The organism is Microbacterium oleivorans NBRC 103075, from assembly GCF_001552475.1.
GTDB classification, from domain to species: Bacteria; Actinomycetota; Actinomycetes; order Actinomycetales; family Microbacteriaceae; genus Microbacterium; species Microbacterium oleivorans.
The window spans coordinates 145,858-160,065 of record NZ_BCRG01000003.1 but is presented as its reverse complement, the minus strand read 5'-3'; the positions used below and the strand labels follow the sequence as shown (position 1 = coordinate 160,065).

At 70.4% G+C, this 14,208-nt stretch carries 13 protein-coding genes; 9 read left to right on the top strand and 4 right to left on the bottom strand.

Annotated elements, in window-relative coordinates; translation table 11 throughout:
* Positions 1 to 38: 38 nt before the first annotated feature.
* Positions 39 to 830, top strand: a complete 792-nt coding sequence (locus tag MO1_RS05205) for an IclR family transcriptional regulator (RefSeq protein ID WP_036312110.1) — start codon at positions 39 to 41, stop codon at positions 828 to 830.
* A 13-nt stretch (positions 831 to 843) separates the two neighbouring features.
* On the opposite strand, the gene MO1_RS05200 is transcribed toward MO1_RS05205, so the two are convergent.
* The gene (locus MO1_RS05200) at positions 844 to 1,851 is read right to left on the bottom strand and encodes a LacI family DNA-binding transcriptional regulator (protein ID WP_036312108.1); all 1,008 of its coding nucleotides are present in this window, start codon (positions 1,849 to 1,851) and stop codon (positions 844 to 846) included.
* 157 nt (positions 1,852 to 2,008) lie between these two features.
* Between MO1_RS05200 and MO1_RS05195 the strand changes: the two genes are divergently transcribed.
* Genes MO1_RS05195 through MO1_RS05165 form a run of 7 tightly spaced genes read left to right on the top strand, consistent with a single transcriptional unit; the run spans position 2,009 to position 11,087 of the window.
* A complete protein-coding gene (locus MO1_RS05195) occupies positions 2,009 to 3,256 on the top strand; it encodes a sugar ABC transporter substrate-binding protein (RefSeq protein ID WP_081416994.1) in 1,248 nt (415 codons plus the stop codon).
* Position 3,257: 1 nt separating this feature from the next.
* Positions 3,258 to 4,379 (top strand): carbohydrate ABC transporter permease, encoded by a 1,122-nt coding sequence (locus MO1_RS05190; RefSeq protein WP_036312103.1) that lies wholly within the window; start codon positions 3,258 to 3,260, stop codon positions 4,377 to 4,379.
* The gene (locus MO1_RS05185) at positions 4,376 to 5,290 is read left to right on the top strand and encodes a carbohydrate ABC transporter permease (protein WP_036312101.1); all 915 of its coding nucleotides are present in this window, start codon (positions 4,376 to 4,378) and stop codon (positions 5,288 to 5,290) included. Before MO1_RS05190 ends, MO1_RS05185 begins: the two co-directional genes overlap by 4 nt.
* Positions 5,287 to 7,173, top strand: a complete 1,887-nt coding sequence (locus tag MO1_RS05180) for a glycogen debranching N-terminal domain-containing protein (protein WP_060915392.1) — start codon at positions 5,287 to 5,289, stop codon at positions 7,171 to 7,173. Before MO1_RS05185 ends, MO1_RS05180 begins: the two co-directional genes overlap by 4 nt.
* A gap of 57 nt (positions 7,174 to 7,230) precedes the next feature.
* The gene (nhaA, locus tag MO1_RS05175) at positions 7,231 to 9,063 is read left to right on the top strand and encodes a Na+/H+ antiporter NhaA (RefSeq protein WP_060915391.1); all 1,833 of its coding nucleotides are present in this window, start codon (positions 7,231 to 7,233) and stop codon (positions 9,061 to 9,063) included.
* A 9-nt stretch (positions 9,064 to 9,072) separates the two neighbouring features.
* Positions 9,073 to 10,719 (top strand): FAD-dependent oxidoreductase, encoded by a 1,647-nt coding sequence (locus MO1_RS05170; protein ID WP_036312093.1) that lies wholly within the window; start codon positions 9,073 to 9,075, stop codon positions 10,717 to 10,719.
* 23 nt (positions 10,720 to 10,742) lie between these two features.
* Positions 10,743 to 11,087 (top strand): UBP-type zinc finger domain-containing protein, encoded by a 345-nt coding sequence (locus MO1_RS05165; protein ID WP_036312090.1) that lies wholly within the window; start codon positions 10,743 to 10,745, stop codon positions 11,085 to 11,087.
* 6 nt (positions 11,088 to 11,093) lie between these two features.
* On the opposite strand, the gene MO1_RS05160 is transcribed toward MO1_RS05165, so the two are convergent.
* Positions 11,094 to 11,570, bottom strand: a complete 477-nt coding sequence (locus MO1_RS05160; RefSeq protein ID WP_036312088.1) for a YbaK/EbsC family protein — start codon at positions 11,568 to 11,570, stop codon at positions 11,094 to 11,096.
* Between the two features lie 3 nt (positions 11,571 to 11,573).
* Positions 11,574 to 12,377, bottom strand: coding sequence for a methyltransferase domain-containing protein (locus MO1_RS05155; RefSeq protein ID WP_036312085.1), 804 nt, complete (start codon positions 12,375 to 12,377; stop codon positions 11,574 to 11,576).
* Between the two features lie 109 nt (positions 12,378 to 12,486).
* On the opposite strand from MO1_RS05155, the gene MO1_RS05150 reads away from it, so the two are divergent.
* Positions 12,487 to 13,560, top strand: a complete 1,074-nt coding sequence (locus MO1_RS05150) for a Glu/Leu/Phe/Val dehydrogenase family protein (protein ID WP_036312082.1) — start codon at positions 12,487 to 12,489, stop codon at positions 13,558 to 13,560.
* Between the two features lie 44 nt (positions 13,561 to 13,604).
* On the opposite strand, the gene MO1_RS05145 is transcribed toward MO1_RS05150, so the two are convergent.
* Positions 13,605 to 14,171 carry a hypothetical protein gene (locus MO1_RS05145; RefSeq protein ID WP_036312081.1) on the bottom strand — a complete coding sequence of 189 codons (567 nt, stop codon included), beginning with the start codon at positions 14,169 to 14,171 and terminating at the stop codon, positions 13,605 to 13,607.
* Between the last annotated feature and the right edge of the window lie 37 nt (positions 14,172 to 14,208).

Below are 14,208 nucleotides of genomic sequence, written 5' to 3'. Positions count from 1 at the left end.
TGGGTCTCCGCGGGAGGCGGCCGTGGCATCCTGTGTCTGTGATACCAGACAAGCCGCAGGCGCCGTTCCCGGACAAGCCGAAGGTCCCTGCGGCGGACCAGACGCTCCGCATCCTGCGTTTCCTCGCTCACCAGCGCGGGCCGGTCGCGGCGCAGACGGTCGCGACGCAGCTCGATCTCCCCCGGTCGAGCGTCTACCACCTGCTCGCAGCGATGGAATCGCACGGCTTCGTCGTGCACCTCGAGGGTGACCGCCGCTGGGGGCTCGGTACCGCCGCGTTCGAGCTCGCCGGCGGCTATGCGCGGCAGGAACCGCTCGCCCGACTCGGTCGTCCGATCGTCGCCCAGCTCGCTGACCGGGCCGGGGAGAGCGCGCACCTCGCGGTCATGACGGGGCGCGACGTGCTTTACATCGTCGAGGAGCGCGCGCCGAGGCGTCCCACCCTCATCACCGACGTAGGCGTGCGCCTCCCCGCGCACCTGACCGCCACGGGCCGGGCGATGCTGGCTGCACTCCCCCGCGAACAGGTCCGCGCGCTGTTCCCGGATGCCGCTTCCCTCTCCGCCGAACGCACCGGCCGCGGGCCGGGTCGTCCCAGGGAGTTGCGCGAACTGCTCAGACAGACCCGCGCCGACGGCCACGCGACGGAGGACGGCGAGGTCACCCTCGGGTTCCGCTCGATCGGCGTCGCCGTCCGCGACCATGCGGAGTGGCCGGCCGCCGCCATCGCGATCACGTGGCCCGAAGACGCCCAGGTCGATCCCATTCGTCTCGCCGACCTCGCGATCGACGCCGCAGCCGACCTCTCTCGCCGCATCGGACGGCGGTAGACGCTGCGGCTTCTCAGCGCACGACGAGTCGCGGCTGCACGAGGACGTGCGCCTCGGTGTCGCCGGCGGCACGCCGCTCGATGCGGGTCCCGCCCGCCATGAGCAGGTCGAGCGCTCCGGCGGCGACGAGCTCGGGAAGCTGCTCGACGCTCGCGAGCCCGAGGGCCTCGACCGCAGGCGTGTTGTCGAAGCCGATGATCGCCAGGTCGGGGCGCTGCGCCGCGACGGCCGCGACGTGCGCACCGACGGCGAGGGTGTCGCTCGCGCACACGATCGCGTCGACGTCCGTCGTCGCGAGCAGGTCGACGACACGCTCGCGCGCCTCGGCGACCCGCTCCTCCGCCGACAGGCGCAGGTCGGGGCGAGCCCCGGCATCCGTCATCGCCTCGCGCCAGCCGCGCTCGCGATCGTCCCCCGTCGGCGACCCCTCGGGCCAGCCGAGGAAGGCGACACGCGGGCCGACGGTCAGGGCGTGAACGGTTGCGGCCCGCGTGCCCGATGCGCCGTCGACGTCGACCCACAGGTGCGACGACTCGTCGGGTGAGGCGACATCCCACGGACGGCCGAACGACACGAACGGCACGCCGCGCTCCGTGAGCCAGGAAAGACGCCGATCGTCGTAACGGGTGCCGGTCACGACGACCGCTTCGACGTCGCCGGCGTCGACGAGTTCCGACATCCGCCGGATCTCCTCGTCCTGATCGGATGCCGCGTACACGAGCACCCGCAGGCCCCGGTCGCCGGCGATCTCGGTCAGGGCATGCACGAACCGATCGAGCACGACGCCCGAGATGCCGCCCGCATACGGGTCGAGGTGGATGCCGATCGTGGCGCTGCGCTGAGTGCGGAGCCGACGTGCCGAGGCGTGCGGCGAGTAGCCGAGGCGGGAGATCGCCTCCTGCACGCGCTCGCGCGTCGCGGTCTTCACGATCGAGGGCGTGTTGAGGACGTTGCTCACGGTCTGCCGCGAGACACCGGCCGCCGTCGCGACGTCCTCGATCGTTATCGACTTCTCACTCACGACGCATCCCGCCCCCTTGACAGTGATGGGACCACCCTCTTACGTTGGTCAGCATTCCACAATTTGATCGTTCAAAGTTGACCGAGATCAGCACGGTCGGAACGATCGCAGCACCGAGATCGAAGGAGATACGGACGTGCGACACAGCAGACGACTCATGGCCCTCGGCGGGCTCGGCCTCGCGACCACGCTCGCGTTGGCGGGATGCGGCGGCTCCGGATTCGACGATGGTCCGGCCGCGAGCGGCGGGACCGAAGGCGCAGCCGGCGGCGAGCTGACCTCGTCCGACGACGCGCTCACGATCATGATCGGCTCCTCCGGTGACGCCGAGACGGCCGCCGTCAAGGACGCCGTCGCGAAGTGGTCGGAGGACTCCGGCGTCAGCGCCGAGGTCGTGGCCGCCACCGACCTGACCCAGCAGCTGTCGCAGGGGTTCGCGGGCGGCAACCCGCCGGACCTGTTCTACCTCGCGACCGAGCTCCTCGCCGGCTACGCCGACAACGGTTCGGTCGTCGCCTACGGCGACAAGCTCGAGAACAAGGGCGACTTCTACCCCTCGCTCGTCCAGAACTTCACCTACGACGACAAGTTCTACTGCGCGCCGAAGGACTTCTCGACGCTGCAGCTGATCATCAACAAGAACCTGTGGGAGAAGGCCGGCCTGACGGATGCCGACGTCCCGACCGACTGGGACTCGCTCGCGACCGTCGCCAAGAAGCTGACCTCGGGCAACACCACGGGTCTCGTCTTCAGCGGTGAGTACCAGCGCGTGGGAGCCTTCATGGCTGAAGCCGGCGGCCGGCTCGTGTCGGAGGACGGCACGAAGGTCGTCGCCGACAGCCAGGAGAACGCGGACGCCCTCGCCTACGTCAAGGAGCACCTCGCCGACGGAACGTTCGCGTACGCCGCCGACGTGGGTGCGGGCTGGGGTGGCGAGGCGCTCGGCAAGCAGCTGGCCGCCATGACCATCGAGGGGAACTGGATCACCGGCGCCCTCGGCGACTTCCCCGACGTCGACCCCCTCGTCGTCGAACTGCCCGCCGGCCCCGCCGGCAAGGGCACCCTGCAGTTCACGAACTGCTGGGGCATGGCCGCCGACAGCCCGAACCAGCAGGCCGCGCTCGACCTCGTCGAGTACCTGACCACGGCCGAGCAGCAGCTCGAGTTCTCGAAGGCGTTCGGCCCGATGCCGTCGGTCCAGTCCGCCGCAGAGCAGTGGACGACCGACAACCCGAACCTCGAGGCCTTCCTCTCGGGAGCGGACTACGCCCAGGGCGTGCCGACCAACGACGGCGTGTCCGATGTCTTCACCGACTTCAACGCGCAGCTGGCGACCCTGAAGGACGGCGACCCTGCCACGATCCTCAAGAGCGTCCAGTCCAACCTCGAGGCGATCGTCGGCTGACATGGCCTCGCCCGTCACCACCGAACGGGCACCCGAGAAGCTCCCTCGCCGCGACAACCGCTCACGCGGTCTCCGTCGCGGCGAGGGAGCCGCCGGGTGGCTCTTCGTCTCCCCCGTCGTCGTGATCCTCGGGGTGTTCCTGTTCCTCCCGGTGCTCATGGCGCTGTGGGTCAGCGTGTCGGACTGGGGTGGCCGCGGCAGCCCCCTGTCTCCGAACGTGAACTTCGTCGGACTCGACAACTACGCGGAGCTGACCTCGGGCCAGGGCTTGCGCAGCCGCGACTTCGGCACGGCACTCCGGAACAACGCCTGGTACGTCTTCCTCGTCGTCCCGCTGCAGACCGCACTGTCGCTGTTCCTCGCAGTGCTCGTCAGCCGCCGCATGATGAAGGCGCGCGGCTTCTTCCGTACGGCGTTCTACTTCCCGTCCGTGACGAGCTCGGTCGCCATCACGGTGCTGTGGATCTTCCTCTTCAGTGCCGCCGGTCCCGTCAACGCCCTCATCGCGGCCGTCACCGGAGGCAAGGGACCGAACTGGTTCAACGACCCGCGCGGGATCGTGCACCTGCTGTTCGGTGCGTTCGGGGTGGATGCCGCGCCCGCCGCCATCTCGCAGCCCGGCTTCCTCGGCCTGTCGGGGTGGGACTGGATCGCCGGTCCCTCCGTCGCGATGAGCGCCTTCATCCTCATGGCGGTCTTCACGACGAGCGGCACATTCATGCTGCTGTTCATCGCGGCTCTCCAGAACGTCGGCTACGAGCTGACGGAGGCGGGGATGATGGACGGCGCAAGCGCGTGGCAGCGGTTCTGGCGCATCACGCTTCCGCAGCTCCGCCCGACGCTCTTCACTGTCATCACGCTGGGTCTCATCGGCTGCTGGCAGGTGTTCGATCAGATCTACACGGGCACGAAGGGCCAGCCGGGCAAGACCACGATCACCCCCGCGTACCTGTCGTACACGTCGGCGTTCAGCAACCAGGACTGGGGCATCGGTGCCGCGATCGCCTTCATCCTGTTCCTCATCATCATCGCGTTCACGCTGTTCCAGCGGTGGATCCTCCGCGAGCGGCCCGTCTCGAAGCGCCGCATCCGCGCCTACACGCCGAAGGGAGCACGATCGTGACGGACAGCAGAACGCTCGCGCGCACGAAGACGCTGACCGATGAACCGATCGATGCCCGCCCGACGCGGCGCATCCGAATGACCCGCGGATCCCGCGCCGCGCAGATCATCCTCTACGTGACGCTCGCTCTCCTCGCGCTCGTCTACATCTACCCTTTCCTCGTCCAGGTGGCGACCTCGTTCAAGAGCGAGCAGGAAGCGGCATCCAGTCCGATCTCGCTGATCCCGCAGACGTTCACGACGGCGGCGTACGAGCGGCTGTTCCTCAACAGCGACTTCCCGCTGTGGTTCGCCAACTCGGCGATCGTCACGATCCTCGTGACGATCGGGCGCGTCTTCTTCGTCTCGCTCGCCGGTTACGCGCTGGCGCGCCTGACGTTCCGCGGGCGGAACCTGATCTTCGCGCTCGTCGTCGGCGTCATGGCGGTGCCGTCGGTCGTGCTCCTCATCCCCCGGTTCCTCGTGCTGAACCAGCTCGGCATGTACGACTCCTACGCCGGCATGGTGCTCCCGCTCCTCGTGGACGCGGCCGGGGTGTTCATCATGAAGAACTTCTTCGAGTCGATCCCGCCGTCCGTCGAGGAACAGGCGCGCATCGACGGAGCGGGGCCGTTCCGGGTCTACTGGTCCGTCGTCCTGCCGATGGCACGGCCGGCGCTCATCACGATCGTGATCCTGTCGTTCCAGGGGTCGTGGAACGAGCTGACGCACTTCATCGTGTCGGTGCAGTCCCCGGAGTTCTTCCCGCTGACCCGAGGAGTCGCGAGCCTCTCGTCCGGACAGCTCAGCCAGGGCACGCAGTACCCGTTGAAGCTCGCCGCGGCCGCCCTCATGACGATCCCCGTCGCGGTCGTCTTCTTCATCTTCCAGAAGCGCATCATGAACACCTCCGAAGGAGCAGTCAAGGGATGACCGAAGGCCTCCAGCCGTTCCTGTCCGACGCCGTCGCCGTCCTGCGGGCTCCCACCCAGGTGTGGTCCCGCGCCGACGGCGAGATCGGCGCCGGCGCGATCGACGGCGTCTTCCACGGCGATACGCGATTCGTCCGCGCGACCCGCGTCCGCTACGGGACGGATGCCGCGACCCACGCCCCGGAGTGGATCTCCCGCTCGGCGGGGTCGGCATCCGATGTGCGGTTCGAAGCACTGCTCCGCCGGCTCGACGACCGCACTCCGGATCCGAAGATCCGGCTCACGCGGCGTCGTGTCGTCGTCGACGGGCGGATGATGGAGGAGTTCACCCTCGTCTCCCACCTCGAGGAGGAGGTCGGCCTCGTGCTGGAGGTGGCGGTCACCCCCGACGCGACCCCCATGCAGGAGGTCAAGTCCGGCGCGCGCCCTGCGGCAGCGGTCGAACGGACCCTCGCGGGCGACGCGGTCGAGCTGACGGCGGGTGCGGCATCGATGCGGCTGCGGGCGCCCGGAGGCGAGGTCACGGCGTCCGGCGACGACCTCGTCCTCACCTGGCACGTCACCTGCCCGCCACGAGCGGCGGCGACCGTCTCGTGGCACGTCGACCTCGACGACCCCTCGCTCGTCGTGCGGGGCACGGCGCGCCAGGTGGACTGGGCGCTGCAGGCGCGTGGGGGCGATCCGCGGCTGAACAGGTGGCTTCGCCAGGCGCTCGACGACCTCGACGCTCTGCGCCTGACGCTGCCGGGGAGTCCCGACGAGTTCTTCGCCGCCGGCGCCCCCTGGTTCTTCACGCTGTTCGGGCGTGATTCACTCTGGGCCGCGCGGCTGTTCCTGTCCGTCGACCCGGGGATGGCGGCATCCACCCTTCGCGTCCTCGGCCGTCTGCAGGGCTCCACCGCCGACCCCGCGACCGCCGAGGAGCCGGGCAAGATCGCGCACGAGCTCCGAGCCGGCACCCTCACGATGCCCGGCGAGGGGATCTCACTGCCGCCGCTCTACTACGGCACAGTCGACGCCACCCCGCTCTGGGTGACGCTCCTCTCCGAAGCGCATGAGGCCGGGATGCCCGAGGCCGACGTGCGGGACCTTCTTCCCGCGATGCACGACGCCCTCGACTGGATCCTCGCCTCGGCCAACGCCGACGGCTTCCTCGACTACGTCGACGAGACGGGCCACGGCCTGTCGAACCAGGGCTGGAAGGACTCGGGCGACTCGATCCAGTGGCGGGACGGCACACTCGCGGATGGACCCATTGCCCTGTCGGAGGTGCAGGGCTACGCCTACGAGGCGGTCGTCCGCGCCGCCGACCTCCTCGACGCGCTCGACGAGGAGGGGTCCGGTCGGCTCCGGACGTGGGCGGCGGAGCTCCGCACCCGCTTCCGCGAACGCTTCTGGGTCACCACGCCCGAGGGCCGGTATCCGGCGATCGCCCTCGACCGCGACGGTCGCGCGGTGGACACGCTGACCTCGAACGCGGGACACCTCTTGGGCACCGGCATCCTCGATCCGGAGGAGGAGCGCGCGGTCGCCGACCTCCTCACCGGCACGTCGATGACGTCGGGCTTCGGCCTGCGGACGATGTCGACGGATGCCGGCGGGTACTGGCCGCTCAGTTATCACGGCGGCAGCGTCTGGGCTCACGACACCGCCATCGTGGCACGCGGCATGGCGCGAGCCGGGCTCATCGACCACGCCCGGGTGCTGGTCGACGGAATGCTCAACGCCGCCGAGGCGTTCGCCTACCGCGTGCCGGAGCTTCACGCCGGAGAGGCCGCGAGCGACGTCTCCGTCCCGGCTCCCTATCCCGCGGCCTGTCGACCGCAGGCGTGGTCGGCAGCAGCCGCCGTGGTCTGTCACGAGATCGTCACGCTCAACCGCTGACAGAACCCCGGCTGGGGGTGGAGACTGACTTCCGACCCGACCCCCTCCGGAGGATGCATGCCGCGGAAACTCGCTTCCATCGCGGACCACATCGGCAGGATGGGACGCACCCGCCTGGGTGCGCTCTTGCTGCTGATCGCGACGGCTGCCGCCATCGTGTGGGCGAACATCTCGTCGTCGACGTACGACGAGTTCTGGGACACCCACCTGATGATCGGGCTCGGGGACCTCCACCTGGACTTCACCCTGCATTCCCTCGTCAACGACGCGCTGATGGCGATCTTCTTCTTCACCGTGGGCCTCGAGGTGCGGAAGGAATTCGCGATCGGCGAGCTCACCAGCTGGTCGCGCGCCGTCGTGCCCGTCATCGCCGCCGTCGCGGGCCTCGCCCTGCCCGCCCTTCTTTTCGTCCTCATCGCCGGTCCGAGCGGCAATGCGGATGCCTGGGGTGTCGTCATCTCGACCGACACCGCGTTCCTCGTGGGCGCCCTCGCCCTGATCGGGCCGCGCGGTTCGGGTCGCCTGCGGGTGTTCCTCCTCGCCCTCGCCGTGGTCGACGACATCGGAGCGCTCAGCATCATCGCGCTCGTCTACACGGACACCTTCACGCCGATGCCGCTCCTCATCGCGGCGGTCGGGCTCGTCGGGATCTACCTGGTCCGCTACCTCCGGGGCGGCCGCGGCCCGATCTACGCGACGCTCGCAGTCATCGTGTGGCTTGCGTTCCTCGCCTCGGGCGTACATCCGACGCTTGCCGGAGTCGCGATCGCGCTCCTCGTGCCGGTGTACCGGCCCGATCGCCGCGACGTCGAGCACGCGCTCGAACTCGCGCGCACGTTCCGGCAGTCGCCGAGCACGGAGTACGCCCGCGCCGCCGCGAACAGCCTCCGCGAGTCGATCTCGATCAATGAGCGCCTGCAGACCGCCTACGCGCCGTACGTCGCGTACGTCATCCTGCCGCTGTTCGCGCTCGCCAACGCGGGTGTCTCGCTGAGCCCCGAGATCCTCGCCGCCGCAGCGACCTCGCCGCTGACCTGGGGCATCGTGGTCGGGCTTGTCATCGGCAAGCTCGCCGGCATCTGGGGGTCCACCGCCTTGCTCAAGGCCCTGAAGATCGGCGACTTCGGGCCGGGTCTGTCACTCGACCGGATCGGCGGTGGCGCCGCTCTCGCGGGAATCGGGTTCACGATCTCCCTGTTCATCATCGATCTCGCCATCGAGGACCCCGACGCGCAGAACCAGGCGCGCGTGGGGGTGCTCGCGGCATCCGTCCTCGCGCTCGCCCTCGGCACCGTGCTCTTCCGCATCGCGGACGCCCGGAGCCCGGAGGAGGAGGTCGGCCAGACGCTCGTCCGCCCCGTCGACGCTCGCCGCGACCACATCTACGGGTCAGCCGACGCTCCGTACGAGATCGTTGAGTATGGCGACTTCCAGTGCGGGTTCTGCCTGAAGGCGTCGGGGTCGATTCAGGAGGTCATGGACGAACTCGGCCCGAACCTCCGCTATGTGTGGCGACACGCCCCGCTCACGGTGCAGCACCCCAACGCCCTGGCAGGTGCGGAGGCCTCGGAAGCGGCGGCCAAGCAGGGCAAGTTCTTCGAGTTCGAACGGGGGCTGTTCGCCGATCAGGACAATCAGCTGCCGTCCGACATCGTGCGCCTCGCGGCACGTCTCGGCCTCGACGTGCCGAAGTTCGAACGCGACCTGACGTCGCCCGACGTCGCGAGCCGGGTGCGCGACGACATGTTCGACGCGGAGGCGATGAACATCCACTCGGTGCCGACGTTCTTCGTCAACGGTCGTCGCCACACCGGCCCCTACGACGCGCAATCCCTCATCCGCGCGCTGCAGTCCGAATCCGACGCCCCGGCGGCCCCCGCGACTCGCTAGGTTGTGGCCATGACGGACGAGACCGCTCCCACTGTGCTGGATGCCATGATGGCGCCGGACCTCTCCCCCGAGCACTGGCGCCGTGTCGTCGATGCCGCCGTCCCGCAGGACGTCGAGGCCGGCGACTACGTCTTCCGGACGGGCGACGCCGGCTACGACCTCGTCTTCGTCGAGTCCGGCGAGGTCGAGATCGTCCGCGACGCACTCCGCTGGGTCGGCGAAGAGGTCATCACGACGGTGGGCCCTGGCCGGTTCGCCGGTGAACTCGGCATCCTCAACGGCCAGAGCGCCTTCTTGTCGGCACGCGTGACGAAGGCGGGCCGCGTGCACCGACTGTCCCGTGCCGCGCTCCGCGAGATCATGAGCGAGGACGACGAGCTCTGCGACCTCATCCTGCATGCGCTGTGGGCGCGTCGGGAGTCGCTTCGCACGGGGCCGGCGGCGATGACGCTCAAGTTCGTCGGGACGACGACGTCGAACGACTTCCTGTCCCTCCGCCGGTTCGCTGAGAGACTCGACCTCGTCCACAAGGCCGTCGCGATCGCGCCGACCGAGCTCGACACGCTCGACACCCACGAGGTGGCCCTCGAAGACCTCCCCGTCGCCTACGTCCAGGGCGAGGCGATCCCCCGCGCCACCCCCGGTCTGTTGGCGGAGCGCCTCGGCCTCAGCTATCAAGCCCAGTCCGACGAGATCGTCGACCTCGTGGTGGTCGGCGGCGGCCCCGCGGGCCTCGCCGCAGCGATCTACGGAGCATCCGAGGGTCTCAGCACCGTGCTGCTCGACGCCGTCGCGCCGGGCGGGCAGGCGGCATCCACCTCCCGCATCGAGAACTTCCTCGGCTTCCCCTTCGGGGTGAGCGGCGGCGACCTGATCGGTCAGGCGGTCCTCCAGGCGCTGAAGTTCGGCGTCCGCGTGTACGCGCCCTGCGAAGCGGTCGCCCTGACGCAGATCGGCACGGATCTCCTCGACGTGACCCTCGCCGACGGTCGCATCATCCGTGCGCGGAGCGCGATCGTCACGTCGGGCGCCGCCTATCGTCGCCTCGCCCTCGACCGGTGGGAGGACTTCGAACGGTCCGGCGTCTACTACGCCGCCACGCCGCTCGAGCTCCGCCAGGTGCAGAGCAAGCCCGTCGTCGTGGTCGGCGGCGCGAACTCGGCGGGACAGGCGGCACTGTATCTCGCCGCGCACGGCTCCCCCGTGCACCTGGTGATCCGCGGGACCGACCTCCGCACGCGCATGTCCAGCTATCTGGCCGACCGGCTCGCCGACGATCCGCGCGTGCAGGTGCACACGGCATCCCAGGTCACCGGTCTCGACGGCGACGGGACCCTCGAGTCCGTCACGATCGACTCGGCCGGCGCCGTCGACGCGCGCGGGCTGTTCTGTTTCATCGGCGCTGACCCCGCCACCTCGTGGCTGCCGACCCTCGACCGCGACAGCGGAGGGTTCGTCCGTACCGGCACCGACGTGGCGGTGCAGTCCATCGCGCAGTGGCGCGACCTGGGTCGCGAGCCGTTCCCGTTCGAGACGTCCGCGCCGCGTGTGTTCGCCGCGGGCGACGTCCGCCGCGGGTCGATGAAACGCGTCGCCGCCGCCGTCGGCGAGGGGTCGAGCGCTGTCGCCTCGGTGCACCGCGCCCTGGCCTTCTGACCCACGATCATCAGGAGGACGATATGAGTTCCGACATCGACACGAACGCCGCACCCTCGGGGACGGGATGCCTCGAGTGCGAGGCACAGGACGGGTTCTGGGTGCACCTGCGCCGCTGCGCGTCGTGCGGTCACGTGGGATGCTGCGACACGTCGCCCGAGCAGCACGCCACCGCGCACTTCCGCGAGACCGGGCACCGGCTCGTGCAGAGCTTCGAACCGGGCGAGGACTGGTACTGGGACTACGTCGACGAGACGATGTTCGCGGGTCCCGAGCTCGCCCCGCCGACGAGCCACCCCGCCGATCAGCCCGCCCCCGGGCCGCGCGGTCGCGTTCCCGGCAACTGGCGCGACCTCATCCACACGTGAGCGCGCTCAGACGACCGAGACGACCCGTCCGCCGGTGAGCCGGACGAGCTCGCCGAACGTCATCGGGAACACCGTGTGCGGTGTGCCGCCCGCGGCCCAGATCTCCGGATAGTCGGCGAGGTCCTCGTCGACGAGGGTTTCGAGCGGCGCCGGGTGCCCAGTGGGCGCGACACCGCCGATCGCCTGGCCGGTCGCTTCGCGGACCTGCTCCGGCGTCGCCCGGCTGATCTTTCCGCGCCCGATCCGTGCGGCGAGCGCCGCCGTGTCGACGCGGTGCGCACCGCTCGTCATGACCAGCAGCGGCATCCCGTCGCACTGGAACACGAGGCTGTTCGCGATGGCCCCGACCTCGACCCCGAGCGCCTCGGCGGCGAGCACCGCGGTGGAAGCCGCGTCGGGCAGCACGACGATCTCGCCCGGGATGCCGGCTGCCCGGAGCGCGTCATGGACGAGGCGGCTCCGCGCGCTCAGGTGTTCGGTCATCCGTCAGCCTCGCGCGAGGATCTCGCCGTGCGGCATGAGCAGCCACCCGTCGGGCGCCGCGGCCCACTCCCGCCAGCCCGCGGAGATGCGCTCGAGGTCCGCCCGGTCGGCGAGGCCCTGCTCGAGAGCGTGATCGGCGTAGGAGGAGTGGAGCGCGCGGTCGGCCCAGGATCCGCCCCACCACTCCCGCTGCTCGTCGGTCTCGAAGAGCCAGGTGGATGCGCTCACCGTGATGTCCGTGAACCCGGCATCCTGTGCCCACGATTTGAGGCGCCGACCCGCGGAGGGTTCGCCGCCATTGTTACGTCCCATGCGCAGCAACAGGTCGAGCCACTCGTCGAGCGCGGGGACGTGCGGGTGGATGATGATGCCCGCGTAATCGACCTCACGCGCGGCGACGAGTCCGTCGGCGCCGGCCACCCGGCGGAACTCCCGGAGGGCGTCGACGGGGCGGGCGAGGTGCTGCAGCAGCTGGTGCGTGTGGACGATGTCGAACGAGCCGTCGGCGGCATCGAGGTCGTACGCGTTCGCCGTCTCGAAGGTGACGTTCGTGACGTTCTCCGCCGCAGCGTGCGCGCGGGCCTGGTCGACGACGTCCGCCGAGGCGTCGACGCCCACGACGTTCCCGGGCGCGAGTCGCCGGGCGAGGTCGACGGTGATGGTTCCCGGTCCCGATCCGACGTCGAGGAGCGATGCTCCGGAGTGGAGATGAGGCAGGAGATAGCCGACCGAATTCTCCGCCCTCCGCCAGGCGTGCGCCCGCAAAACGCTCTCGTGATGGCCGTGGGAGTATCGCTCGGTCTGCATGGGCGACAGCCTAGGCGGCGGGCGATATGCCAGGCAGAATGATGACGGATGCCGCAGATCGGCGGCATCCGCACCGCAGCGCCCACAAGGCCCGTCGAGAAGGATCGCAATGACGCACTCCCTGCCCCTGCCCGATTTCACCCACGAACGTGTGGAGGTGATCACCGGCCGGCGCAGCGGCCTCGTCGTCACCGTCGCGCTCCACTCCTCGGCCCTTGGCCCCGCCCTCGGCGGCGCGCGCCTGTGGCGCTACCCGCACTGGTCCGATGCGATGGGCGATGCGCTGCGACTCTCGGCGGCGATGACGCTGAAGAACGCGACGGCAGGTCTGGATGCCGGCGGCGGCAAGTCCGTCATCGCGCTGAGCGAGGCCGACACCCTCGACGCCGACCGCCGGCGGGCGGCCTTCCTCGACCTCGGCGACGCCGTCGAGTCCTTCGGCGGCCAGTACCGCACCGCGGAGGATGTGGGCTCGACGACCGAGGACATGCTCGTCGTCAGTGAGCGCACCGCCCACGTCGTCGGCCTTCCCGACTCGGTCGGCGGATCCGGCGAGCCCGCCGGTCCCACCAGTCGCGGTGTCTACGCGGCTCTCCGCGCCACTCTCGAACGCATCGTCGGTTCGCCCGAGGTAGCGGGCCGCCGCATCACGATCTCGGGCCTCGGCCAGGTCGGCAGCCGCCTCGCCGTTCGCCTGTCCGGTGAGGGCGCCATCCTGACCGTCACCGATGTGAACCCCGCGAAGATGTCGCTCGCCGCCGAGCTCGGGGCGACCTGGGTCGAACCCGGCACCGAGCACGTGGTCCCCGCCGACGTCTTCGTTCCCGCCGGCATCGGCGGCCTCCTCACCGAAGACGTCATCGACGCCCTCGCCGCGGGGGCCGTCTGCGGACCGGCGAACAACCCGCTCGCCGAGCGCTCCGGTGCGGCACGCCTCGCGGACCGCGGCATCCTCTACGCCCCCGACTTCGTCGCGAACGCGGGTGGTGTCATCTACCTCGACGTCGAGGCGCGGACACCCGGCCACCGCGAGGAGATCGCGACGCGCATCGACGGGATCGGCGACACCCTGCGCCGCCTGTTCGACGACGCGGCAGAACGCGGCGTCACCCCGCTCGACGCGGCCGAGGCGTACGCAGCCGAGCGGCTCGCGACGGGAGCACGCCAGCCCGCGGGCGTCTGACTCGGGGCCCGGGGTCCGCGTCGCGGGCCCCGGGTGACTCGGGCTCAGGCATGAGCGGGTGCCACCGGCATCCGCCTGCGCATCTCGACCGCGCAGCCGATGAGCGCGAGCGAGGCGACTGCGGTCAGGGGGTGCACGACGGCAGCCACCACCCCGACGACGGGCGCGGCGATCAGCGCGGCGATCACGCCGACGGTCGTCGCAACCCACCCCGGCAGGCTTGCCCCGCGGAGCAGCACGGTGCCGAGGGTCGCGAGAATCGCGGCAAGAACCAGGACTCCGCAGGCAGCGGAAACCATCGCGACGAGGTCGACGGCCGCGCTCGGCAGGCCGTCGTCACTGAGATCGAACGACACGCGGACGGCCCAGGCGGCGAGTCCGCCGCTCAGCCCGGCGACCGCGGCGGCGACCATGAGGATCACGGTCGCACGGGAGCTCACGAGTCCGCCGACGCGGACGACGCCCAGAAGCGCGATGCCGACGGCGGCAGGTGCCACGCCGGCCACCGCGAACAGAAACGCATCCGACGACTCGGGCGTGATCGAGCCGACGCCGCCGACGATCGACGACATCAGGCCGACGGATGCCACGCCGATCGCCGCTGTCGCCATCGTCCGCGCCTCCCGCGCGTCAGGACGCGCGGCTGAG